This is a genomic window from Streptomyces sp. NPDC045899 (assembly GCF_056431485.1).
This window is the reverse complement of the sequence record NZ_JBWKKP010000036.1, coordinates 40,085-62,968: the sequence shown is the minus strand read 5'-3', so window position 1 is coordinate 62,968 and position 22,884 is coordinate 40,085. Positions and strand designations below refer to the sequence as shown.

The 22,884-nt window shown below is 71.9% G+C and carries 22 protein-coding genes; 9 read left to right on the top strand and 13 right to left on the bottom strand.

All coding sequences use genetic code 11. From position 1 onward, the window contains the following. Positions 1-245: 245 nt before the first annotated feature. From AC07FT_RS33935 to AC07FT_RS33925, 3 genes are all read left to right on the top strand, one after another. Entirely contained in the window at positions 246-761 is a 516-nt protein-coding gene (locus AC07FT_RS33935; protein ID WP_479179937.1) for a methylated-DNA--[protein]-cysteine S-methyltransferase, read from the top strand. 376 nt (positions 762-1,137) lie between these two features. Next, entirely contained in the window at positions 1,138-1,791 is a 654-nt protein-coding gene (locus AC07FT_RS33930; RefSeq protein ID WP_479179935.1) for a DUF4360 domain-containing protein, read from the top strand. 94 nt (positions 1,792-1,885) lie between these two features. Beyond that, a complete protein-coding gene (locus AC07FT_RS33925) occupies positions 1,886-2,548 on the top strand; it encodes a DUF4360 domain-containing protein (protein WP_471202359.1) in 663 nt (220 codons plus the stop codon). Positions 2,549-2,584: 36 nt separating this feature from the next. Here AC07FT_RS33925 and AC07FT_RS33920 read toward each other — a convergent pair whose 3' ends face one another. Continuing rightward, entirely contained in the window at positions 2,585-3,232 is a 648-nt protein-coding gene (locus AC07FT_RS33920) for a nucleoside/nucleotide kinase family protein (RefSeq protein ID WP_471202361.1), read from the bottom strand. A 174-nt stretch (positions 3,233-3,406) separates the two neighbouring features. Here AC07FT_RS33920 and AC07FT_RS33915 point away from each other — a divergent pair, with 174 nt between their 5' ends. After that, the gene (locus AC07FT_RS33915) at positions 3,407-3,952 is read left to right on the top strand and encodes a DUF1697 domain-containing protein (RefSeq protein WP_479179934.1); all 546 of its coding nucleotides are present in this window, start codon (positions 3,407-3,409) and stop codon (positions 3,950-3,952) included. Positions 3,953-3,996: 44 nt separating this feature from the next. Here the strand turns inward: AC07FT_RS33915 and AC07FT_RS33910 are convergent, their stop codons facing one another. Beyond that, the gene (locus tag AC07FT_RS33910; protein ID WP_479179932.1) at positions 3,997-4,458 is read right to left on the bottom strand and encodes a type II toxin-antitoxin system PemK/MazF family toxin; all 462 of its coding nucleotides are present in this window, start codon (positions 4,456-4,458) and stop codon (positions 3,997-3,999) included. A 99-nt stretch (positions 4,459-4,557) separates the two neighbouring features. Here AC07FT_RS33910 and AC07FT_RS33905 point away from each other — a divergent pair, with 99 nt between their 5' ends. After that, positions 4,558-5,781, top strand: a complete 1,224-nt coding sequence (locus tag AC07FT_RS33905; RefSeq protein WP_479179931.1) for an FUSC family protein — start codon at positions 4,558-4,560, stop codon at positions 5,779-5,781. A 12-nt stretch (positions 5,782-5,793) separates the two neighbouring features. Here AC07FT_RS33905 and AC07FT_RS33900 read toward each other — a convergent pair whose 3' ends face one another. Then, complete coding sequence (locus AC07FT_RS33900) at positions 5,794-7,041, bottom strand: ADP-ribosylglycohydrolase family protein (RefSeq protein WP_479179930.1); 1,248 nt, start codon at positions 7,039-7,041, stop codon at positions 5,794-5,796. A gap of 71 nt (positions 7,042-7,112) precedes the next feature. On the opposite strand from AC07FT_RS33900, the gene AC07FT_RS33895 reads away from it, so the two are divergent. Next, the gene (locus AC07FT_RS33895) at positions 7,113-7,439 is read left to right on the top strand and encodes a DUF6343 family protein (protein WP_479179929.1); all 327 of its coding nucleotides are present in this window, start codon (positions 7,113-7,115) and stop codon (positions 7,437-7,439) included. A 30-nt stretch (positions 7,440-7,469) separates the two neighbouring features. Here the strand turns inward: AC07FT_RS33895 and AC07FT_RS33890 are convergent, their stop codons facing one another. The 3 genes from AC07FT_RS33890 to AC07FT_RS33880 form a co-directional block, all read right to left on the bottom strand. Beyond that, positions 7,470-7,856 (bottom strand): tetratricopeptide repeat protein, encoded by a 387-nt coding sequence (locus AC07FT_RS33890; protein WP_471202374.1) that lies wholly within the window; start codon positions 7,854-7,856, stop codon positions 7,470-7,472. A 177-nt stretch (positions 7,857-8,033) separates the two neighbouring features. Continuing rightward, the gene (gene coaE / locus AC07FT_RS33885; RefSeq protein ID WP_471202376.1) at positions 8,034-8,636 is read right to left on the bottom strand and encodes a dephospho-CoA kinase; all 603 of its coding nucleotides are present in this window, start codon (positions 8,634-8,636) and stop codon (positions 8,034-8,036) included. A gap of 24 nt (positions 8,637-8,660) precedes the next feature. Then, entirely contained in the window at positions 8,661-9,605 is a 945-nt protein-coding gene (locus AC07FT_RS33880) for a PAC2 family protein (RefSeq protein WP_471202378.1), read from the bottom strand. A gap of 354 nt (positions 9,606-9,959) precedes the next feature. Here AC07FT_RS33880 and AC07FT_RS33875 point away from each other — a divergent pair, with 354 nt between their 5' ends. Beyond that, positions 9,960-10,451: a hypothetical protein gene (locus tag AC07FT_RS33875; RefSeq protein ID WP_479179927.1), complete on the top strand. Its 492-nt coding sequence runs from the start codon at positions 9,960-9,962 to the stop codon at positions 10,449-10,451. 171 nt (positions 10,452-10,622) lie between these two features. Here AC07FT_RS33875 and rpsA read toward each other — a convergent pair whose 3' ends face one another. Then, a complete protein-coding gene (rpsA, locus tag AC07FT_RS33870) occupies positions 10,623-12,125 on the bottom strand; it encodes a 30S ribosomal protein S1 (protein WP_471202382.1) in 1,503 nt (500 codons plus the stop codon). Positions 12,126-12,479: 354 nt separating this feature from the next. On the opposite strand from rpsA, the gene AC07FT_RS33865 reads away from it, so the two are divergent. After that, positions 12,480-13,391 carry a class I SAM-dependent methyltransferase gene (locus AC07FT_RS33865; protein WP_479179926.1) on the top strand — a complete coding sequence of 304 codons (912 nt, stop codon included), beginning with the start codon at positions 12,480-12,482 and terminating at the stop codon, positions 13,389-13,391. Then, a complete protein-coding gene (hrpB, locus tag AC07FT_RS33860; protein WP_479179925.1) occupies positions 13,283-15,952 on the top strand; it encodes an ATP-dependent helicase HrpB in 2,670 nt (889 codons plus the stop codon). Before AC07FT_RS33865 ends, hrpB begins: the two co-directional genes overlap by 109 nt. A 79-nt stretch (positions 15,953-16,031) precedes the next feature. Here hrpB and AC07FT_RS33855 read toward each other — a convergent pair whose 3' ends face one another. From AC07FT_RS33855 to polA, 6 genes are all read right to left on the bottom strand, one after another. Continuing rightward, entirely contained in the window at positions 16,032-16,409 is a 378-nt protein-coding gene (locus AC07FT_RS33855) for a hypothetical protein (protein WP_471202388.1), read from the bottom strand. Continuing rightward, complete coding sequence (locus tag AC07FT_RS33850) at positions 16,406-16,624, bottom strand: hypothetical protein (protein WP_176183556.1); 219 nt, start codon at positions 16,622-16,624, stop codon at positions 16,406-16,408. Before AC07FT_RS33850 ends, AC07FT_RS33855 begins: the two co-directional genes overlap by 4 nt. 126 nt (positions 16,625-16,750) lie before the next feature. Then, positions 16,751-17,710, bottom strand: coding sequence for a cell envelope lipid trafficking protein PgfA (gene pgfA / locus AC07FT_RS33845; RefSeq protein WP_479179923.1), 960 nt, complete (start codon positions 17,708-17,710; stop codon positions 16,751-16,753). 15 nt (positions 17,711-17,725) lie between these two features. Next, complete coding sequence (locus AC07FT_RS33840; protein WP_479179921.1) at positions 17,726-17,860, bottom strand: SPW_0924 family protein; 135 nt, start codon at positions 17,858-17,860, stop codon at positions 17,726-17,728. 192 nt (positions 17,861-18,052) lie between these two features. Further along, on the bottom strand, positions 18,053-19,834 hold the full coding sequence (locus tag AC07FT_RS33835; protein ID WP_479179919.1) for a lytic transglycosylase domain-containing protein: 1,782 nt from the start codon (positions 19,832-19,834) through the stop codon (positions 18,053-18,055). 136 nt (positions 19,835-19,970) lie between these two features. Next, positions 19,971-22,709 carry a DNA polymerase I gene (gene polA, locus AC07FT_RS33830; protein WP_479179918.1) on the bottom strand — a complete coding sequence of 913 codons (2,739 nt, stop codon included), beginning with the start codon at positions 22,707-22,709 and terminating at the stop codon, positions 19,971-19,973. Between the last annotated feature and the right edge of the window lie 175 nt (positions 22,710-22,884).

The window sequence follows — 22,884 nt, the reverse complement described above, 5'->3', positions numbered from 1 at the left end:
GGCTCGCCCCCCCCCCCCCCACACACCCCTGTGCTATCTCGACCCCCCCCCCCCCCCCCTCCCCCCCCCCCCCCCACCCCCCCCCCCCCCCCCCCCCCCCCCCGGGTCCGCTGTCGGTGCCCGCGCCTACGCTGGGAACCGTGACGAGCGCAGAGCGGCGGGATCAGGAGCGGACCACCCCGGAGCGGAGGGCCACCGGCGGCCGGACCCCGGCGGGGCCGGAGGCGCGCGCCTGGTCCTGGGAGGTGCGGGACACCCCCATCGGGCCGCTGCTGCTCGCGGCCACCGACCAGGGGCTGGTCACGGTGGTCTTCCACGCCGACGGGGAGACGGCGGCCGGGGCGGTGTCCGCGCTGACCCGCCGGCTGGGCACCGAGCCCGCGCCCTCCCCGGACCGCGCCGTGACCCTCACCGCGGCGGCCCGTCAGCTGGAGGACTATTTCGCGGGCGGGCTCAGGGAGTTCACCCTCCCGCTGGACTGGTCGCTGACCACGGGCTTCAACCGCCGGGTGCTGCGCGAGCTGGCCGACGGCGTGCCGTACGGCACGGTGGTGGGCTATCAGGACCTCGCGAACCGGGTCGGTGAACCGGGCGCCGCCCGGGCCGTCGGGATGGCCATGGGCGGCAATCCGCTGCCGGTCGTGGTCGCCTGCCACCGGGTGGTCGAGAGCGACGGCGGTATCGGTGGCTTCGGCGGCGGTCTGGAGACCAAGCGCGCCCTTCTGGCGCTGGAAGGCGTTCTCCCGCAGCCGTTGTTCTGATTCCCACTCCGGGCCGCCTCTTCGCCGGTACGGCGGGGAGGAAAATATCTTGTCCACGGAATACTCGTTCCACTTGTCGTGGATGCCGCCCGCCCTTATCTTAGGAGCGCTCGCGGACCCGCACCGGGCAAGAATGCGTCGGACGCATATTTCTGACGCTCATTGTCCTGGCATTACCGCCAGCCGCCGGGCAACCCTCTCGTAGCTGTTCCGCTCGACAGCTCTTCCGCACCGCGCTCTTCGTACGGCGTTCTTGTACCGCGTTGTCCGTACCGCGTTCTGCCGCCCTCCCCGGAACACAGGCGTGTTATTCATCGCTCAACCATGCCCCACCGCGCTCCACCACGTCCCCAACACTGATCGGAATGGGAGTGTCATGTCCGGTGTGCTGCTCGCCGGTGGCGCGGCTGCCGCGTTATTCGCGTCGGTCCTTTCCACCCAAGGCGTTTCCCCGGCTCCCGACGTACCGCCGGAAAAGATCCAGGTGGACGTCAGGACCGTGAACGGATCCGGCTGCCCGAAAGGGACCACGGCCATCGCCGTGGCGAACGACAACACGGCGTTCACCGTCACCTACAGCGACTACCTCGCCCAGGTCGGCCCCGACGCGGACCCCATCGACATCCGGAAGAACTGCCAGCTCAACCTGGATGTGCACATCCCTCAGGGCTTCACCTACGCCATCGCCAAGGTCGACTACCGCGGCTATGCCTCGCTGCAGCGCGGCGCCCGCGGCACCGAGAAGGCGAGCTACTACTTCCAGGGCTCGGCCGACACCGCCTCGCAGACCCACGAGTTCAGCGGTCCGTACCGGGACAACTGGCAGACCACCGACAGCACCGACTACAGCGCGCTGGTCTGGGCGCCCTGCGGTCAGGACCGGAACCTCAACATCAACACCGAACTCCGGGTGAACGCCGGTTCCTCACCGGCGAACAGCACCAGCTTCATGGCCATGGACTCCACCGACGGTGGCGTCAACACCATTTACCACCTGGCCTGGAAGGAATGTCCTTCCGCCGCCCGGTAGCGCTCCCGGCAGTGCGGGAAATCCAGCAGTCACGACGGTATCGGAACCCCTGTGGATTCCCGCCGCCGTCAGCCCGATGATTGAATGGAGAATCATGCCTGGTGTTCTGTACGCAGGCGGGATGGTCGCGGCGTTATTCGCCTCGACGATGACCTCCCAGGGTTCCGCGCAACCGCCGTTCGACACGGTGCCGCCCGACAAGATCGTGATCACCGTGGCCACCGTGAACGGCTCGGGCTGCCCGGCGGGTACGGCGGCGGTGGCCGTCTCCGAGGACAATACGGCGTTCACCGTCACCTACAGCGACTATCTCGCCCAGGTGGGCAAGGGCGCCAAGCCGACGGACTACCGGAAGAACTGTCAGCTGAGCCTGGTCACCCATGTTCCGCAGGGATTCAGCTACGCGATCGCTAGCGTCGACTACCGCGGTTACGCCCATCTGGAAAAGGGCGCCTCCAGCGTGGAGAAAGCCTCGTACTACTTCCAGGGGCAGTCGCAGACCACGTCCAACGCCCATGATTTCAACGGGCCGTACGACGACAACTGGCAGACGACCGACACCGCCGATATCGCCACGGTGGTGTGGTCGCCCTGTGGTGAACTGCGGAACTTCAACATCAACACGGAGCTGCGGGTCAACGCGGGTACCTCCAACACCCGGGACACCACCAGCTTCATGACGATGGACTCCACCGACGGCGATGTGAGCACCACCTATCACTTCGCCTGGAAGGAATGTCCGGAGAAGAAGGGTTGAGGCCAACCGCCGCACCACCGCCGCCCGGAGGCGAGGTCATGCCTCCGGGCGGCGCCATGCCGGATGCCGGGGGTCGTCCACCCGCACCACGACATCCGCGGTCTCATCGGGCCGCACCTCGTCCTCGTAGCGCGCGAAGGCGGGCAGCGTCCAGCGTTCGCCCTCATCGGTGCGGCGGGCGAGCGCGCCCGGGGACAGCCGCAGATGCACCGACAGGTCGAACGGGAACCAGTGGCCCAGCAGCAGCGCGCCATGGAGCACCAGCACACCGCCCGGTGGCAGTTCGGCGTACGGGGAACGGGTGGCCCGGTCGGACACCGGGTCCCACAGATCGGGCAGCACCCGGCCGGTCGCGTCCGGACCCGGCTCCAGCGGGGCGAAGACCTCCCGCCACAGCGCCCCGGTGTCGAGCCACTGGTCGTAGTACGCGTCCGGGTCGTACCGCCCGAACTCCAGACGCAGTGACGCCGGGCGCCAGAACCCCGCCGCGGCGACCACCAGCACCGGGCGGCCGCGCAGCCGCAGCCCCTCCGCCAGTGCCCCGGCCAGCCGCCCGGTTCCGGCCGCCGGGGCGCCGTCGACCGCCACCCTGAGCCAGGGCCCGCCGTCCGCCGCCGTGAGTCCGGCGATCCGGTCGGCGGTCACGTCGGTCAGCCGTTCCCAGGTGATCGCTTCCAGCCGCACGCCCCCATCATGCCGCGAGCGCCCGCCCGGCCCGGGGGCGGGCCGGACCGGGGGCGCCGCCGGAAGGAGGAGGCCGCTGCCGGAGGGAGGCCGCTGTCGGACCCGGGCCGTACGATCGACAGCGACCGGTCCGCCGGCAGGCGGCCGGGGCGGGCGCACGAGGAGAGTACGGCGATGGCATCCCAGATAGCGCTGCTCCGCGGCATCAATGTGGGCGGCAACAAGAAATTCCCGATGGCCCGGCAGCGCGAGCTGATGGCCGCGCTCGGGTTCCAGGACGTCACCGTCCACCTCCAGACCGGCAACATCGTCTTCGCCGACCCCGGCACCCCGCCCGGGGAGACCGCCCGCGTCCTGGAGGAGCGCTTCGCCGCCGACCTCGGCTTCCCCGTACCGGTGATGGTGCGCACCCGGGACGAGCTGGCCGCCGCCGTGACGGCCAATCCGTACCCCGGGGCCACGGCCGAGCCCAAGACGCTGCACGTGGTCTTCCTGTCGGACCTCCCCCGGGACACCGCGCCGCTGGACGCCCTGGACCAGTCCGGCTACGCCCCCGACAGCTTCCGTCTGGTGGGGCGCGAGATCTATCTGCACTGCCCGGACGGGATCGGACGCTCCAAGCTGGCGGCGAAGGTCACCGGGATCCGGCTCGGCGTAGCGGCGACCGCCCGCAACTGGAACACGGTCACCAAGCTGCTGGCCCTCGCCGACGCCGGCTGAGACGGCGCCGAGGAGACCCGCTCAGGACCTCCGCGGAGGTCCGCTCAGGACCAGCCGTAGCGCTGCCGCAGCCGGGCCACGACCCGGTCGAAGCGCGGCCGGTCCAGTGCGCACGCCTCTCGCCGCATCCCCGCAGGACTCACCCGGAGCACCCGGTCCAGATCCACCCAGGACTCGCGTCCGGCCCGGTCCCACGGCCCGGAGCCGATCGCCACCCACTCGCGGTCGTCGTGCCGCTTGCTGGAGAGCTGGACCGCCAGCAGGGTGCCGCCGCGCTCCCGCGCCACCACCAGCACCGGGCGGTCCTTGCCCCGGCCGTCGTTCTCCTCGTAGGGCACCCAGGTCCAGACGATCTCCCCCGGGTCCGGATCCCCGTCCGGGTCCGGCGCGTACTCCGTCCGCACCCGGCCGACCTGGCGCGGATGGGCCTCGACCGTGGCGGCGGGTCCGGTGCTTCCCGGGAGGGCCGCGCCGTCGCCGCCTTCGGTCGCGCGGGTTCCGTCCATGGCGTGATTCCGATGGAATGGCCTGATCATCCCCACACGTTAGCCCGTCCGCGAGCGCGGATGTCATGCCAGGTCCCCCGGGGTGGAAGGGGCAGTAACGTGCCAGAAGTTCTCGACCCCGTGGCGGACCTCGTCAAACGGCGCAGCGATCCGGTCGTCGTGCAGACCCTGCGGTCCGCGGCCGCCGCGACCATCGCCTATGCGGTCGCGCTGGAGCTCAGCAGCGAGCCCGCTCCGCTGACCGCACCGCTCACCGCGCTGCTCGTCGTCCAGGTCACCCTGTACGCGACCCTCACCACCGGGATCCGCAGGGTCAACGCGGTGGTCGTGGGCGTGGTCATCGCCATCGCCTTCAGCGCACTGGTGGGACTGTCCTGGTGGAGCCTGGGGCTGATCATCCTGGCGTCGCTGACGGCGGGCCACTTCGCGCGGGTGAGCGAGTTCGTACCCGAGGTGGCGATCAGCGCCATGCTCGTCCTCGGGGTGACCCAGGTGACCAACACCGCCTGGGACCGGGTGCTGGAGACGCTGATCGGCGCCGTGGTCGGACTGCTCTTCAACTTCCTGCTCGCGCCACCGGTCTGGGTGGAGACGGCCGGCAAGTCCATCCTGGACCTGTCCCGTCGGATGCGTCAGCTGCTGCTGCACATGGCCGAGGAGCTCGGCAGCCACACCCCGGTGGAGCGCGCCGCCGCCCGGCTGCACGAGGCCCGCCGGCTGGACCAGGACATCGCCCAGGTGGACGCCGCGCTCCGGCAGGCGGAGGACAGCGTACGGTTCAACCCCCGGGTCAAGGAGGGGCTGCTGCACCGGGTGGTACTGCGCACCGGCCTGGACACCCTGGAGATCTGCACGGTCGTACTGCGGGTCCTCACCCGCACCCTCACCGACCTGGCCAAGGAACGGACCGAGGAACCGCTCTTCCCGCCGGACGTGGCCGAGGAACTGTATGACCTCTTCATCCACATGGCCGCGGCCGTGGAGGCGTTCGCGGTGCTGGTCACCAGCCCGATCAGCGCCAATGCCGAGGAGGCCGAGTCCCGGCTGGCGAACGAACTGGCCACGGCGCACACCAGCCGGGACCACGTCGCCCACACCCTGCTGCGCCGGGTCCGGGAGCACCCCCGGCAGTGGCAGCTGCACGGCGCGCTGCTCGCCGAGGCCGACCGCATCCTCGCCGAGCTGGACATGGAGCAGCGCTCCAAGCGGCTGATGGAGGAGCTGGACCGCAGCTCGAGGGAGAAGCACGAACGCTTCCCCCTGCTCGCCAAGGCGCTGCACCGGTTCCGCCGCGCCCGCTCCGAGCGCACCACCTCGCGCTGAGGTGCCCGCCGGTCAGCCGACCGGGTAGCGGTCCCGGGGGAAGACCAGATCCTCGTACGGCTCGTAGAGCTCGACCGAGCGGTGGCACTCGAAGGCCAGGTCATCGGCGAGTTCCGCGATCACGGCCCGGCCCTCGATCCGGGACAGCCAGGACGGCGGGAGGCGGTGGTCGCCGTACTGGGCACCGAGGAGGTTGCCGCAGACGGAGCCGGTGGAGTCGCTGTCGCCGGAGTGGTTCACGGACAGCAGCAGGGCGGCTTGGAGCGGGGTGCGCGGCGGCATCGGGTCATAGGCGATCAGACCGCCGGGACCGTAGGAGATCTGCTGGTCCGGGGTCCGGACCAGGGCGCAGTACAACCCGATGGCCAGGGCCTCCTCGGCGATCCAGCCGCCGCCCAGCGATTCGGTCTTCTCCGGGGTGGGGTCGCCCCCGGCGGCCAGGTCGATCGCCGCGCGCAGGGCGGCGGTGGTCTCCTCGTGGCCCGGGTAGCGGACCAGGAGCTCCAGGGTGCGCAGGGCCGCGCCCTCAAGGGATTCGCCGTCCAGCAGGCACGCGATCATCGCGGCCAGGGCACCGGCGGCGTAGTAACCCGTGGGGTGCCCGTGGGTGATCTGGGCACAGCGGGCGGCCAGTTCGAAGGAGCCGCGGGGGTCCAGGCCGGCCAGCCCGAACGGGGCCGAGCGCATCACGGTGCCACAGCCCTTGGAGCCGGGGTTCACCGGTCCGGGGCGGCCGTCGAGCGGATCGTGCGGCGAGGGGACATGCTCCTCCGTCAGCCCGGAGAGACAGGCATTGCCGGGGGCCCGGCGGGCGTACAGCCAGGGCTGGTGGCGCAGCCAGCCGGAGCGGACCGGGTCGAACGCCTCCGGGGCGGGCGGTGGCGCGGGCTGGTTCTGGGTGTCCAGCCAGCGCAGATAGGCGTTGCGGACCAGGGCGGTCTCGGCGCCGCCGATGCCCTTGGACAGGGCCCTGGCGTGCGCGCGTATCAGACCCTCGGCGGTGAACAGCGTCATCTGGGTGTCATCGGTGACCAGCCCGACGGAGCCGCTGCCGTCCGGGAGGAGAGTGGTGACGCCCGCCTCCCCATGGGTCTCGCGGATCGCCCGCAGGGAGAGGAACTCCACCGGGTTGCCCAGGGCGTCGCCGATCGCACCGCCCAGCAGACAGCCACGGATCCGGGCCCGCCGGGCAGCCGATTCGTCCCATGAGTGGCGGATCACTGGCGGCTCCTCGTCCGGTGCGGTGTGCGCTCCGGACATGATCGCAGGTGATCTCCGCCGCGGGCCGGACAGCGTTAGATTCGAAGGAGAGAAGGCGGGAGGTGCGGGTCATGTCGATGCACTTCATCCGGACGGGCGATGAGCCCCTGCACGCGCGCAGTCCACTGCGGATGCGGTGCTGGCTCGCGGCCTGGGGGCTGGCCTGGACACTCGGGGGCACGGTGGCCTTCGCGGTCACCGGGCGGCCCGGCTGGGCGGCCGCGTGCGCGGTGCTCACCGCCGTCACCCTCACCGATCTCGTGCTGGTCATCCGGCACATCCGGCAGGGGCCGCACTACCAGCCGGGCCGGGACGTACCGCCGTACGCCCCGGCCAGGGGGCGCGGCCGGTGGACGGCCGGGACCAGAGGACGGGACGTACGGGGCCACCGGGGATGAGCCCCGGCCGCGCCCGCCGTCCTCATGACGCTATTCCCCGCGCTCACCGAATCGCGGCTCGCCGAACCGCGCCGCCTCGACGAAGTCCGGGCGCGGGTCCAGCGCGGCGGCCAGCCGGAAGTGGCGCATCGCCTCGTCCGGCCGGTTGGCGCGCTCCAGGGTGCGGCCCAGCGCGAAATGGGCGAAGGCGTTGTCCGGCTCGCGCTCCAGCACCAGCTGGAACTCCAGCTCCGCCGCGCGCAACTGGGCCGCGCCGAAGAAGGCTCGGGCGCGCAGCAGCCGGGCCGCGGTGTTCTCCGGATGGGCGGTGATCACCGAGTCGAGCAGCTTGACGGCACCGCGCGGATCGCGGGCGGCGAGCAGCTGCTCCGCGGCGCGGAAGTCGATGACATGGGTCTCGGGCGTGGACTGGGGCACGGCTGATTCCTTCCCCCGGCACGGATGACGATGATCGGCGGCGGAATGGCACTCGGTACGGGCAGCACAACAACCGCCCCGTTCACCTCATTCCCCGCCTGAACCCCACCCAGACTCGATCAGCTTCCGAGCGCCCCCACCCGGACTCCATCAGCTCCCGAGCGCCCCCCGGTCCGGTCAGCTCCCGGCCGCCCGCGCCACCAGGTCCGTCCAGACCTCGCGGACCCGCGGTTCCAGGGCCTCCAGCGGTCCGTCGTTGTCGATGACCACATCGGCGACGGCCAGCCGCTCGGCCCGTGTGGCCTGCGCCGCCATCCGGGCCCGCGCCTCGTCCTCGGCCATTCCGCGCAGCCGGACCAGCCGGTCGAGCTGGGTCTCGGGCGAGGCGTCCACGACCACCACGACGTCGTAGAGCGGGGCCAGACCGTTCTCGGTGAGCAGCGGTACGTCATGGACCACCACGGTGCCGGGTCCGGCATCCGCCTCCAGCGCGGCGGAGCGGTCCCGGACCAGCGGGTGCACGATCGCGTTCAGCGCGCGCAGCCGCTCGGGGTCACTGAAGACGATCCCGCCCAGCCGCGGCCGGTCCAGCGTGCCGTCGGCGGTGAGCACCTCGGGCCCGAACTCGGCCACGACCGCGGCGAGTCCAGGTGTGCCCGGCTCCACCACCTCACGGGCGATCCGGTCCGAGTCGATCAGCATCGCCCCGTACGAGGACAGAATGCGTGACACTTCGCTCTTGCCCGCGCCGATTCCACCCGTGAGCCCCAGCTTCAGCATGGGGCCACGCTATACGGGCCCCGGTCAGCCACCGCCCTCGCCCTCCCGCTCGGCGAGGAAGCGCTCGAACTCGGCGCCCAGCTCATCCGCCGAGGGCAGTTCGGCCGGTTCGGCGACCAGATTGCCCCGGGTCTCGGCCCCGGCGACCGCGTCGTACTGGTGCTCAAGTCCCCTGACCAGGGCGACCAGTTCCTCATCGCCCTCCGAGATCTGCCGCTCGATCTCCTCCTGCGCCTTGAGCGCCTCGGTGCGCAGCGCGTGGGCGGCGCCCGGCAGCACCAGACCGGTGGCGGCGGTGACCGTCTCGAGCGCGGTGAGCGCCGCGTCCGGATAGGCGGAACGGGCCAGGTAGTGCGGGACGTGTGCGGCGACGCCGAGCACATCGTGGCCCGCCTCGACGAGCCGGTACTCGAGGAGCGCCGCGGCGCTCCCGGGCACCTGGGCCTCGTCGAAGACGCCCCGGTGGCCGGGGGTCAGATCGGTGCGGTTGCCGTGCGGGGTGATCCCGACCGGCCGGGTGTGCGGAACACCCATGGGGATGCCGTGGAAGTTCACCGCGAGGCGCACCCCGAGCCGCTCGACCAGCTGCCGCACGGCCGCCGCGAACCGCTCCCACTCCACATCCGGCTCGGGACCGCTGAGCAGCAGAAAGGGCGCCGCGGTCGCGTCCCGCACCAGATGGAGCTCGATGGCCGGGGTCTCGTAGTCGGTCCAGCGGTCGCGCTGGAACGTCAACAGGGGGCGGCGGGCCCGGTAGTCGACCAGCCGGTCGTGGTCGAAGCGGGCGACGACCTGGTGCGGCAGTCCGTCCAGCAGCCGCTGGACGATCTGGTCGCCGGTCTCCCCCGCGTCGATGTAGCCGTCGAAGTGGTAGAGCAGAACCAGCCCGGCCGAGTCCCTGGAGGCGATGGCGTCGACCTCGGCGAGCCCGCTCGACTCCCATGCGTACAAATCCTGCGGATCTAGCACTGTGACCGCTCCTCCTTGTGTTCCGCACCCAAGAACACCGAACAGGGGCGGGGACATTCCCGGCCGGGTCCGAACTTCACTCGCGACCGGCGCGGTTGTGTTCCGCCCGTCGGGTATCGGCCACGTCCACGCCATGCGGGGTTGACTCCCCGGTACGCGGACCCTATCTTCGCGAGCCGTCAGCGGTTCACTATGTCGTCCCATGTTCACTTATCAGAACCCGGATTGTGCCTCCCGGGTACTTCGGACCTTCCCGTGAGACTCCTGACCCCCGGCCCGCACCCCTCGGTCCCCGGGTGGTCTCCGATCGTCCGGTACGCGTCCCCACGGCCACGGCAGGAAGGCAGCCCTCGTATGCAGCCACACGGCCCCTCCCGGTTACGCACCCTGACCAGCGCCTGTGCCGCCGCTGTGATCGCCACCGGCGGACTGGTCGCCGCGGGCTCGATCCCACGGGAGGACTCCGCGGCCCCGGCGGCCCCGATTCCGGTCTCCGACACCGACGGGCTCAGGAGCGCCCTGGCCACCGCCCGGCCCGGCGATACGATCCGGCTCGCCGACGGGACCTATCGCGGCGGTTTCGAGATCACCGCGTCCGGCACCTCCGGCTCGCGGATCACCCTCACCGGCTCCCCCAAGGCCGTTCTCACCGCACACGACGGCTACGGTCTGCGGCTGAACGGGGCCTCGTACTGGACCGTCGAGGGGATCACGGTCAGCGGCGGCCGGGACGGCATCAAGATCGACAGCGCGGAGAGCGTCACCGTGGACTCGGTCTCGGGGTCGGTCTCGGTCTCGGTCGGTGACCGGCGGCACTCACGGGCGGACGGCCCCGGGCGGGCCTGAGACCGCGCGGCATCCGGGGAAGGAGCGCGGGACCGCGGCCCCGGCCCCGGACATGCGCAAGGCCCGCACCCCCGAAGGGGAACGGGCCTTGCGGACGTTCAGGCGATCGAGCCCTGGCCGTCAGCCGGTGCGATCGGCGGCGCGTCCGCCACCGACCGCCTCAGCCGATGGTCAGCTCTGGCCGCCGGCCAGCTTCTCGCGAAGCGCGGCCAGCGCCTCGTCCGAGGCGAGGGCACCGGAGTTGTCATCCGACTCCGAGGAGTACGAACCGCCACCGGAGGCCTGCCCGCCCTGCGCCGGAGCGGCAGCGCCGGCCTCGGCGGCAGCCTGCTCGTCGGCCTCGCGGGACTTGATGACCTGCGCCTGGTGCTGCTCGAAGCGCTGCTGCGCCTCGGCGTACTGGGTCTCCCAGGCCTCGCGCTGGGTCTCGAAGCCCTCGAGCCAGTCGTTGGTCTCGGGGTCGAAGCCCTCGGGGTAGATGTAGTTGCCCTGGTCGTCGTAGGACGCGGCCATGCCGTACAGGGTCGGGTCGAACTCGACCACGGACGGGTCGGCACCGAAGGCCTCGTTGGCCTGCTTCAGCGAGAGGCTGATGCGGCGGCGCTCGAGGTCGATGTCGATGACCTTGACGAAGATCTCGTCGTTGACCTGGACGACCTGCTCCGGGATCTCCACGTGGCGCTCGGCCAGCTCGGAGATGTGGACCAGGCCCTCGATGCCCTCGTCCACGCGGACGAACGCACCGAACGGAACCAGCTTGGTGACCTTACCCGGGACGACCTGACCGATCTGGTGGGTCCGGGCGAACTGCTGCCACGGGTCTTCCTGGGTCGCCTTGAGCGACAGGGAGACGCGCTCGCGGTCCATGTCGACGTCCAGGACCTCGACCGTGACCTCCTGGCCGACCTCGACGACCTCGGACGGGTGGTCGATGTGCTTCCAGGACAGCTCGGAGACGTGGACCAGACCATCGACGCCACCCAGGTCCACGAAGGCACCGAAGTTGACGATGGAGGAGACGACGCCGGAGCGCACCTGACCCTTCTGGAGGGTGGTGAGGAAGGTCTGACGGACCTCGCTCTGGGTCTGCTCCAGCCAGGCACGGCGGGACAGGACCACGTTGTTGCGGTTCTTGTCCAGCTCGATGATCTTGGCCTCGAGCTCCTTGCCCACGTAGGGCTGGAGGTCGCGGACGCGACGCATCTCCACCAGGGAGGCGGGGAGGAAGCCACGGAGGCCGATGTCGAGGATGAGACCACCCTTGACGACCTCGATGACGGTACCGGTGACGATCCCGTCCTCTTCCTTGATCTTCTCGATGGTGCCCCAGGCGCGCTCGTACTGGGCGCGCTTCTTCGAGAGGATCAGGCGGCCTTCCTTGTCCTCCTTCTGGAGAACCAGGGCCTCGATCTCGTCGCCGACGGCCACGACCTCGTTGGGGTCGACGTCGTGCTTGATCGAAAGCTCCCGGGAGGGGATGACGCCTTCGGTCTTGTAACCAATGTCGAGCAGGACCTCGTCCCGGTCGACCTTCACGATGACGCCGTCGACGATGTCGCCGTCGTTGAAGTACTTGATCGTCTCGTCGATCGCGGCGAGGAAGGCTTCCTCGGAACCGATGTCGTTGACCGCCACCTGCGGGGTGGTGCGGGTTGCCTCGGTGCTGCTCGTCATGTGGGAATGGGCTCCGGTACGGACATGAAGTCGTAGGTACTGCTACGCCGGGACCCTTATCGCACTGCCGAAGCCGGACAGCCTTGGAGGCGTTGATCTTTCCGAGGATTTCGAAAAGCGCCTCGACAACCGAGGGGACATACAACAGATGCGAGCGCGGCCTGCTCCGTCCGAGGCGCGCAAGCCCGCAGCGCAACTTGTAGCATACGGGGGCAGCCGGGCATGGTCAATGTACGAAGAGCACGTGCGGGGCTTATCGCCCCGAACCCGGCAAATTGCATGGTCCGTACTGCGACGCGGCCACACCGTGCCCCGCAGCCACAGGTCGATACAGAGAGTACGACGACGCGCGCGATGGTCCAAGAACACGACCCCCACGGCAACCCCGGGACAGCGGCGGAGCCGACGGCCGCCCGGCGGACCGCGGACGACACGGAGAGCAGCCGGGCGAGCCGCGGATGGTGGGACCGCAACGCGGACGAGTACCAGGAGGAGCACGGCGGCTTCCTCGGCGACGACCGCTTCGTCTGGGGCCCCGAAGGGCTCGACGAGGCCGAGGCCGGACTGCTCGGCCCAGCCGGCTCGCTCAAGGGGCTGGACGTCCTGGAGGTGGGTGCGGGCGCCGCGCAGTGCGCCCGCTGGCTGGCGGCGCGAGGCGCCCGGCCGGTCGCCCTCGACCTCTCCTACCAGCAGCTCCGGCACGCCCGGCGGATCGACGCGCGGGCCCGGACGGAGGCCTCCCCGCCGGAGGCCTCCCCGTCGGACGTTCCGCCCGCGGCCGTGGCCCCGGTGGCCCTGGTCCAGGCCGACGCCACGGCGCTCCCCTTCCGGGACGGCTCCTTCGACCTGGCGTGCTCGGCCTACGGCGCCGTGCCCTTCGTCGCCGAGCCGGTGCGGGTGATGCGGGAGGTGCACCGGGTCCTGCGGCCGGGCGGCCGCTGGGTCTTCTCGGTGACCCACCCCATCCGCTGGGCGTTTCCCGACGAGCCGGGGCCCGAGGGGCTGTCGGTCGCCGCCTCCTACTTCGACCGCACCCCCTATGTGGAACAGGACGAGCAGGGCCGCGCCGTCTATGTGGAACACCACCGCACCCTGGGTGACCGGGTACGGGACGTGGTGGCGGCGGGCTTCCGGCTGATCGACCTCATAGAACCGGAATGGCCCGACTGGAACCACCAGGAGTGGGGCGGCTGGTCGCCGCTGCGCGGCGGGCTGATCCCGGGCACGGCCGTCTTCGTCTGCGAGCGGGACCGGGCCGCCCGGTGACCCCCCGCTCCGGGACCACCGGCGCCCTCGCCGCCGATGCCCTGGACGGCCTCCCCGTGCGGGAGGCCGTACCGGATCTGCTGCGCGCCCTCGACGAACGGGGTGCGGCGGTGCTGTGCGCGCCCCCGGGCACCGGGAAGACCACCCTGGTGCCGCTGGTGCTCGCCGGGCTCGTGGGTGAGGCGGGCCCGCCGCGCCGGGTGCTGGTCGCCGAGCCCCGGCGGATCGCGGCCCGTGCGGCGGCCCGGCGGATGGCCTGGCTGCTGGGCGAGCGGGTCGGCGGACACGTCGGCTTCACCGTGCGCGGCGAGCGGCAGGCGGGCCGCGACACCGTGGTCGAGGTGGTCACCACCGGTGTGCTGCTGCAACGGCTCCAGCGCGACCAGGAGCTGGCCGGGGTCGATGTGGTCGTCCTCGACGAATGCCACGAACGCCATCTGGACGCCGATACGGCCGCCGCCTTCCTGCTGGACGTCCGTGCCGCGCTGCGCCCGGAGCTGCGGCTGGTCGCGGCCTCGGCCACCACGGACGCCGAGGGCTGGGCACGGCTGCTCGGCGGCGGGGGCGGCCCGTCCGCCGCGCCGGTGGTGTCGGCTCCCGGGGTGTCCCATCCGGTGGAGGTCGTATGGGCGCCACCGGCCCGTCCGGTGCGGCCGCCGCACGGGATGCGGGTGGACCCCGCGCTGCTGGACCACGTCGCGTCGGTGGTCCGCCGGGCGCTGCGCGAGCGCGAGGGCGATGTGCTGTGCTTCCTGCCCGGTGTCGGGGAGATCGCGCGGGTGGCGGGGATGCTGGGCGGCCTGGACGGGACCGAGGTCCTCCAGGTGCACGGCCGGGCCCCGGCCGCCGTCCAGGAGGCGGTGCTCGCCGGGGCGGACGGTGGTCCCCGGCGGGTGGTGCTGGCGACCTCCGTCGCCGAGTCCAGCCTCACCGTGCCGGGCGTCCGGGTGGTGGTGGACTGCGGGCTGGCCCGGGAACCGCGGATGGACCACGCGCGGGGTTTGAGCGCGCTGACGACCGTACGCGCCTCCCGCGCCGCCGCCCGCCAGCGCGCGGGACGCGCCGGGCGCGAGGCGCCGGGCACGGTCTACCGCTGCTGGCCGGAGGCGGAGGACGCACGGCTGCCGCGCTTCCCGTCCCCGGAGATCGCCGGTGCGGATCTGACGGCCTTCGCGCTGCAGGCGGCGTGCTGGGGCGATCCGGACGGCTCCGGGCTGGCGCTGCTCGATCCGCCGCCCACCGGGGCGATGACCGCCGCGCGCGAGGTGCTGACCGCGATCGGCGCGGTGGACGCGGCCGGCCGGGCCACCGACCGCGGCGCCCGGATGGCCCGCCTCGGTCTCCACCCCCGGCTTGCGCGGGCACTGGTGGACGGTGCGCGGGAGGTCGGCGCACGCCGGGCGGCCGAGGTGGTGGCGCTGCTGAGCGAGGAGCCGCCGCGGGAGTACGGCGACGATCTGGCGGGCGCCTGGCGCACCGCCCGCCGCGGCGGCGATCCCTACGCCGCCCGCTGGCGCCAGGAGGTCCGCCGTCTGGAACGCGCCGTGACGGCCGGGGACACCGGACCGGGCGCCGGGGGCGGCCGGAGCGATGACGCGGTGGCCGGGCTGGTGGCCGCGCTGGCGTTCCCCGAGCGGGTGGCCCGGCGGCGCGGGGAGCGGACGTATCTGATGGCGGCCGGGACAGGCGCGGAGCTGGGCGGGGGGTCGCGGCTCGGCACCCCGGACTGGCTCGCGGTGGCCGTCGCCGACCGGCCGGTGACCTCCGCGTCCGCCCGGGTGCGGCTGGCGGCGGTGACCGACGAGGAGACCGCGCGGGCCGCCGCCGCGGCGCTGGGCTCGGACGGCGAGGAGGTGCGCTGGGCCGACGGCGATGTACGCGCCCGCCGGGTGTCCCGGCTCGGCGCCATCGAGCTGGTGACCCGCCCGCTGGCCGACCCCGGTCCGGAGCGGGTGCGCGGCGCCCTGCTGGACGGGTTGCGCCGGGAGGGCACCGGGCTGCTGCGCTGGTCGGCCGGGGCCACGGCGCTGCGCCGGCGGCTGGCCTTTCTGCACCGGGAGCTGGGGGCGCCCTGGCCGGACGTCTCGGACGCGGCGCTGGTGGAACGGGCCGATGACTGGCTGGGCGCGGAGCTGGCGCGGGCCCGCGGACGGGCCGATCTGGCGCGGGTGGACGCCGGACAGGCGCTGTCCCGGCTGATGCCGTGGGCGACGGGGGACGCGGCGCGCTTCGAGGAGCTGGCGCCGGAGCGGGTCGAGGTGCCGAGCGGTTCACGGGTGCGGGTCGGCTACGGCGAGGGCCAGCCGGTCCTGGCGGTGAAGCTCCAGGAGCTGTTCGGCTGGCAGGAGACCCCGCGGATCGCGGGCGGACGGGTGCCGCTGCTGGTGCACCTGCTGTCCCCGGCGGGCCGGCCGGCGGCGGTCACCGCCGATCTGGCGTCCTTCTGGAAGGACGGCTACCGCTCGGTGCGTGCGGAGCTGCGCGGTCGCTACCCCAAGCACCCGTGGCCCGAGGATCCGGCCACGGCCGCGCCCACCCGCCGTACCAACCCCCGCCGCTGACCCGGGAGCCGCGGGCGGCGGGCCCGGTACGGACGCCCGTGCCGCGGGCTGCCGTTCCGTGTGGCCGCTCGCGGTGGGGTCAGTCGGCCCAGTCGCGGAAGCGGCGGGCCGTGTCGCCGAGGCGGAGCCGGGTGGTCCTCCGCAACTCGCGGACCAGTCGGACCATGGCGCCCGGTGGCGGGGTGATGCGCTCTCCGGACTCCTCCATGTACATCTGCGCGCAGGCCGCGCCGATCGTGGCGTTGTAGTCGGAGAACGGTTCGAGGATCAGCGAGGTGTGCAGGAAGGTAGCCGCACGGGCGGCGGCCTCCTCGTAGTACGGCTCGCCCGCGAAGCGCTCGTAGCGGTGCCGTTCGGTCATACAGTGCAGCGCGCCCCAGTCCCGCACGGGTGTGTTGACCGGGGAGACCGCGACCTGGACGTTCAGCACCCAGCCGGCGTCGACATACAGGATCACCGCATGCCGTGCGGGAACTCCCGCTCGAATTCGGTCTTGTACTCCAGGGCGAACCGTACGGCGCCCTCGACGAAGCGCTGCTTCTGCCGCCGCCGCACCACGTCCTCGGTGAGTATGTCGTGCGCCAGCCGCTTGATCGCGACGCCCTTCTCCTTGGCCTCGGCCCGCAGCTCGGCCAGCTCCTGCTCGGTGAACTCAATCGTGATGCCCGGCATGGGCGGAATGCTAGCCATGCCCCACCTGTGATCACTACCGGCTTCGCCATCCCGGGCGAACGGCGGGACGGGCGTTGACGCCCCGGCGGACTCCGGCCCGCCCGGCGCTCCGGCCGCCCGGGAGGGCTACTCCGCCGCCGGGCGCGGGCGGCGGGCGCGGGCCTCCAGCCACAGCGCGAGGGCGAACAGCCCGCCCCCGAGGGAGAGCAGACCCCACGGCAGATAGCGGGTGAGCAGGAGGATCAGCTGCCGCTGGGAGGAGACCAGGTCCACGGTGTGCTCGATGTAGTCCTCGCGCAGCTTCACATGGCCGGCGAAGACGGTCACCTTGTCCCGGTCGCCGAGCAGGGTCCCGCCGCGCAGCTCCTCGCGGTGGATCTCCTCGCCGTTGACGGGGGCGCCGGTGGTGGGTTCGACCCAGAACATGCGCTTGGTGGTGTACCAGCGGGAGGTCCCGGCCTTGCGGACCGCCTCGGGGGTGACGCCGTCGACGGGCATGGTCTTGGGCAGCGGCACCTTCGTCCAGGGGACGGTCTGCTCGAAGTAGTAGACCTCCAGCCCGCGGAAGGTGCGGGTGCCCTTGTAGTGGATGGGGGCCGAGGTCCGGGTCTGGGCGTCGAAGTAGCGGTAGTCGCGCTTCTCGGTGAGGAACGGCCATTTGAACTCGATGCCGTCGCGGCGCACCGCGTCGCCGTCGACGTGTTCACCGCCGGAGTGCACCGGCTCCTGGGAGTGGGCGTCGAAGACGTAGCGCTCGGGGATCCGGGAGACCATCTTCCCGTCCGGTCCCTCGACGTAGGACAGGGCGTCCCAGACCACCACATCGCGCCCGGTGGTCCGGCCGGCCTTCTCGGCGGCGGCCACGTTTCCGCGCAGTGTCTGCACGATGCTGATCTTCGGGACCTTCCGGGGCTTCATGGTGCCGTAGTCGAGGAGGGTGGCGGGGGCGGCCTCGAGCACCGCGGTCTGGTACTCGTCCGGCGGGATCTTGGCCAGCCTGGGGTACGCGTACCAGCGCAGCAGCGGTGAGAGGGCGGCGCAGAACACCGCAAGGGCGAGCAGCACCAGACTGGCTGTGCGGCGCATGGCGTTCCGCCTCCCTCAGGGGTGCTCGGGGACCGTGGTGAGCAGGGGCTCGGGGGAGGTGCTGCCGCTGGGGCCGCCGAGGGCGGTGACGGTGAGGACGAGCACGAGGGCGGCGGTGAACCCGATCGCGGCGGCGGCGAGGGCACGCACGGCGGACCTCCCGTTGTCCGGGGCGGACAAGACGATCTGACACGGCGTCAGTTCGGGGCACCGTAGCAACGGGCGGCGCAGATGAGAACACGGGCGGCGGACGGGGAGTGGGGAAACGCCGCACCGCCCCCGGGCCGTGGGCCCGGGGGCGGTGCGGTCTGCGGTACGGGGCGGCCTTCCGGCGCCCGGCCGTCAGGAGGCGGCGGCCGGGGTGACCGTCAGCTCCACGGTGAGCACCGCGCCGTCGGCCGTGGTCAGCCGGAGCAGATAGCTGCCCGCGTGCTCATCGGTGAGGATCTTCGGCAGGGTGAGCTGCCCCAGGGCGTTGGTCTTCAGCCCGGTCAGGGTGCGGACCGGCTTGCCCTGGGCGTCCAGGAAGTACGGGCCCTTGTCGTTCTCCACGGGCTTCTCGGGGTCGGCGGTGACCATGGTCGCGGTGACCGGCACATCCGCGGCGACCTTGCCCTTGTAGGTGGCCTTGACGATGAGCGGATCGGCGAACGCGCCGCCGGTCGCGGCCGTGAGGGCCTTGTCGTCGATCCGGGCCAGCGCATCGGCCTGCGGGGCGGGACGGGCCTTGACGGTGGCCTTGAACTCCACCGGCGTCAGCTTCTTGTTCCCCTCGACCGAGGCGCGCACGGTGAAGGAGCCGGGCTGCTCCCCCGCGGTGAGCCTGGGCGCGGTGGCGGTGCCGTCGGAACCGGTGAGCACCACCGCGGACTTGACCAGACCGGCGAAGCGGGCGCCCGTCTCACCGACGAGCTCGTAGCGGACCTTCGCCTTGGCCACCGGCTTGCCCTTGACGTCCACCGCACGGACCCGGGGCGGCTGGACGAACGCGGTACCCGCGGTGGCGGACAGCTCCTTCGCCCCGACCTGGGCGAGGCTGCTGGGCGCGGGGGTCGTCGGCGGCTTGGGCGCGGGGGTGCCGGGCGTCTCGCCGCCTTGCGAGGGGGGCTCGGGCTTGGGGAGGGGGCGCGGACGGTCCTGGTCCGTACCGCCGCTACCGCCGCCGTGCTCCTTGCCACCGTGCTCCTTGCCACCGGAGCCCTTGCCCCCGTGGTCCTTGCCGCCGTGGCCCTTCCCGGAGCCCTTGCCGCCGGTGTCCCGGCCGGAGCCGCCCGAGCGGTTGTCCACGGGCAGCACACCGGTGCCGTCGGGCACCTCATGGGTGCCGCGCTTGTAGTACTCGAACCACGACAGGACCGTGTTCAGGTACTCCTGTGAGTGGTTGTAGCCCAGGATCGCCCGGTGCAGATGGTGCTCGGTGGACAGGTCCCTGCCACCCGCGCACAGGTAGTTGCCGGCGGCGAGGGCCGCGTCATAGATGTTGTTGGGGTCGCGGTCACCGTCGCCGTTGCCGTCGCGGCCCCAGTTGGCCCAGGTGGAGGGGATGAACTGCATGGGGCCGACGGCGCGGTCATGGGTGGCGTCCCCGTCGAAGGCACCGCGGTCGGTGTCCTTGATCATGGCGAAGCCGTTGCCGTTGAGCACCGGGCCGAGGATGGGCCGGGGGGTGGTGCCCTCGGCGTCCACATTGCCGCCGCGCGCCTGGCCGGACTCGACCTTGCCGATCGCGGCCAGCAGCTGCCAGGGCAGATTGCAGCCCGGGTTGGAGTCCTTGAGCGTGGCCTCGGCCTTCTTGTAGGCGGCGAGGACGGTCGCGGGGATACCGGCCTCGGCCTTGGCGCCGCCGCCGGGGATACCGGGCAGATCGGTCGAGGACTTCGGTTTGTCCGGCTTCTTCAGGGGAGGCAGATCGGTGTGGTACGACGAACCGCCGTCTATGGGGGTGTCGTCACCCGCCGCCGGTGATTCGCTCGCCGACTGCTCCCGGTCGCGGTCCCGGTCGCCGTGGTCCGAGGCGCTGGCGAACCCCGGTGCCTGCGAGGCGGTGAGGGCGGCCATCGCGGCCGCCGCCACCGCTGTCGTGGCCGCCCCTTTGCGCAGTCGTCGGCCGATAAGCGGTGCCATCCCTGTGTCCCTCCCGTCGAACACAATGCGCTCCCCCGCGCGTCAACCCTCGTGACACTACGACAACTTATGGCCCGCATCCAGCGATGCACACCTCGCTTCGGGGCTTCACAGGACTTCCCCAGTAAGGGTTGCCTTAGTGCGCGGCGGACTCCCAGTCGGCGCCGGATCCGACCGACACGTCCAGCGGAGCGCGGAGCTGGAAGGCGTCCGCCATCTCACGGCGCACCAGCTCCTCGACCCGCTCCCGCTCCCCGGGCGCGACCTCGAGCACGATTTCGTCGTGGACCTGGAGCAGCATCCGCGACGAGAGTTCCTCCTTCGTCAACGCCGCGTCCACCTTGAGCATCGCGATCTTCACGATGTCGGCGGCGGTGCCCTGGATCGGGGCGTTGAGCGCCATCCGCTCGGCCATCTCGCGCCGCTGGCGGTTGTCGCTGGTGAGGTCGGGCAGATAGCGGCGGCGGCCGAGCATGGTCTCGGTGTAACCGGTGGCCCGCGCCTCCTCCACGACCCGCTGGAGGTAGTCGCGCACCCCGCCGAACCGCTCGAAGAAGTTCTCCATCAGCCGGCGGGCCTCGTCCGGGGTGATGCCCAGCTGCTGGGAGAGGCCGAACGCCGACAGGCCGTACGCCAGACCGTAGGACATCGCCTTGATCTTGCGGCGCATCTCCGGGTCCACCTCGGACTTGGCGACGCCGAAGACCTGGGAGGCGACGGTGGTGTGCAGGTCCTCACCGGAGGTGAACGCCTCGATCAGACCCTCGTCCTCGGAGAGATGGGCCATGACGCGCAGCTCGATCTGGCTGTAGTCGGCCGTCATCAGGGACTCGAAGCCCTCGCCCACGACGAAGCCGCGCCGGATGGCCCGCCCCTCGTCGGTGCGCACCGGGATGTTCTGGAGATTGGGGTCGGTGGAGGACAGCCGGCCGGTGGCGGCCACCGTCTGGTTGAAGCTGGTGTGGATCCGGCCGCCGGGGGCGATGGTCTTGATCAGCCCCTCGACGGTGGACCGCAGCCGGGCCTGCTCACGGTGGCGCAGCATGATCACCGGGAGCTCGTGCTCGGTCTGCCCGGCCAGCCAGGCGAGCGCGTCGGCGTCGGTGGTGTAACCGGTCTTGGTCTTCTTGGTCTTGGGCAGGCCCAGCTCTCCGAAGAGCACCTCCTGGAGCTGCTTGGGCGAGCCGAGGTTGAACTCATGGCCCACCGCGGCATGGGCCTCCTTCACGGCCTGCTGCACGGCGGCCGCGAACTGCTGCTCCATACGGTCCAGCCAGGCGCGGTCGGCGGCGATGCCCGCGCGCTCCATCCGGGCCAGCAGCTCGGAGGTGGGCAGCTCCACATCGTGCAGCAGTCCGGCGGCGCCGACGGCCTCCAGCCGCTCGCCGAACGCCTCGCCGAGGTCGAGGATGGTCCGCGCCTTGATCATCAAGGTGTCCTGCTCGGCCTCCTCATCGGTGCCGAAGGCGAGCTGTCCGCTGTCCGCGGCGGCGGCCGGGGACAGCTCACGGCCCAGGTACTCCACCGACAGCGCGTCCAGCTCGAAGGAGCGGCGGCCGGGCTTGACCAGGTAGGCGGCGAGGGCGGTGTCCATCCGCACCCCCGCGACGGACCAGCCGTGCTCGGCGAAGACCCGCATCAGCCCCTTGGCGTTGTGCATGACCTTGGGACGGCCGGAGTCGGCGAGCCAGCCGGCGAAGGACCGCTCATCGGTCTCGTCCAGCCGCGCGGGGTCGAAGCACACGGCCGGTCCGCCGGCGGTGGCCAGCGCGATCTCGCTGACGCTGCCGCTGCCCAGCGCCCAGCTGTCGACGGTGGCCAGGCCCAGGGCCTCACCGCCGTGCTCCTCCAGCCAGGGGGCGAGCCCGCCCGCGTCCAGCGTGACGCCGTCCACCTCGACGCCGGGGCCCGCGGCCACCGGCTCCTCCTCGGCGGCGCCGGGGTCCGCGGCCATGACACGGTCCCGGAAGTTCTGGTGGCGGAACTCCAGGGCGTCCAGGATCACCGCGAGGGCTTCCCTGTTATAGGGGGCGCGCTTGAGCCCGTCCGGGCCGGTGCCCAGCTCCACGTCCCGGACGAGCTCGGTGAGCTGCCGGTTGAGCTTGACGGACTCCAGGTGGTCACGGAGCTTCTCGCCGACCTTGCCCTTGACCTCGTCGACCCGGTCCACCAGCTCCTGGAAGGAGCCGAACTGGTTGATCCACTTCGCGGCGGTCTTCTCGCCGACGCCGGGGATACCCGGGAGGTTGTCCGACGGGTCACCGCGCAGCGCCGCGAAGTCCGGGTACTGGGTGGGGGTGAGACCGTACTTCTCCTGAACCTTCTCGGGGGTGAAGCGGGTCAGCTCCGAGACGCCCTTGGTCGGGTAGAGCACCGTGACGTGCTCGCTGACCAGCTGGAAGGAGTCGCGGTCTCCGGTGACGATCAGCACCTCGAACCCCTCGGCCTCGGCCTGGGTGGCAAGGGTGGCGATCACATCGTCCGCCTCGAAGCCGTCGATCGCGAAGCGGGTGACGCTCATGGCGTCGAGCAGCTCGCCGAGCAGCTCGACCTGGCCCTTGAACTCGTCCGGGGTCTTGGAGCGGTTCGCCTTGTACTCGGTGAACTGCTCGGAGCGCCAGGTCTTGCGCGAGACGTCGAACGCCACCGCCAGGTGCGTGGGCCGCTCATCACGGAGCGTGTTCGCCAGCATCGAGATGAAGCCGTAGATCGCGTTGGTGGTCTGGCCGGTGGTCGTGTTGAAGTTCTCCGCCGGCAGCGCGAAGAATGCCCGGTATGCCAGGGAATGCCCGTCCAGCAGGAGCAGGCGGGGACGGTCCTCCCCCGTGCGGTCGGACGCGGGCGCTGCGGTCTTCTTCGATGCTTTCTCTGCCACGTCCCCGATCCTGCCACGCCCCACCGACAATGCTTCCCGCCCCGGTGGCTCCCCGCGCCGCCCCGGACGCGTACCGGGCGCCCACCGGGCAGCCGGCGGGCATCCACGGGGGAATCAGAAGGAGATGAGGACCAGGGGAGAGTGCCCGGTCCCGGATGTCGGTGCCCCGTGACAG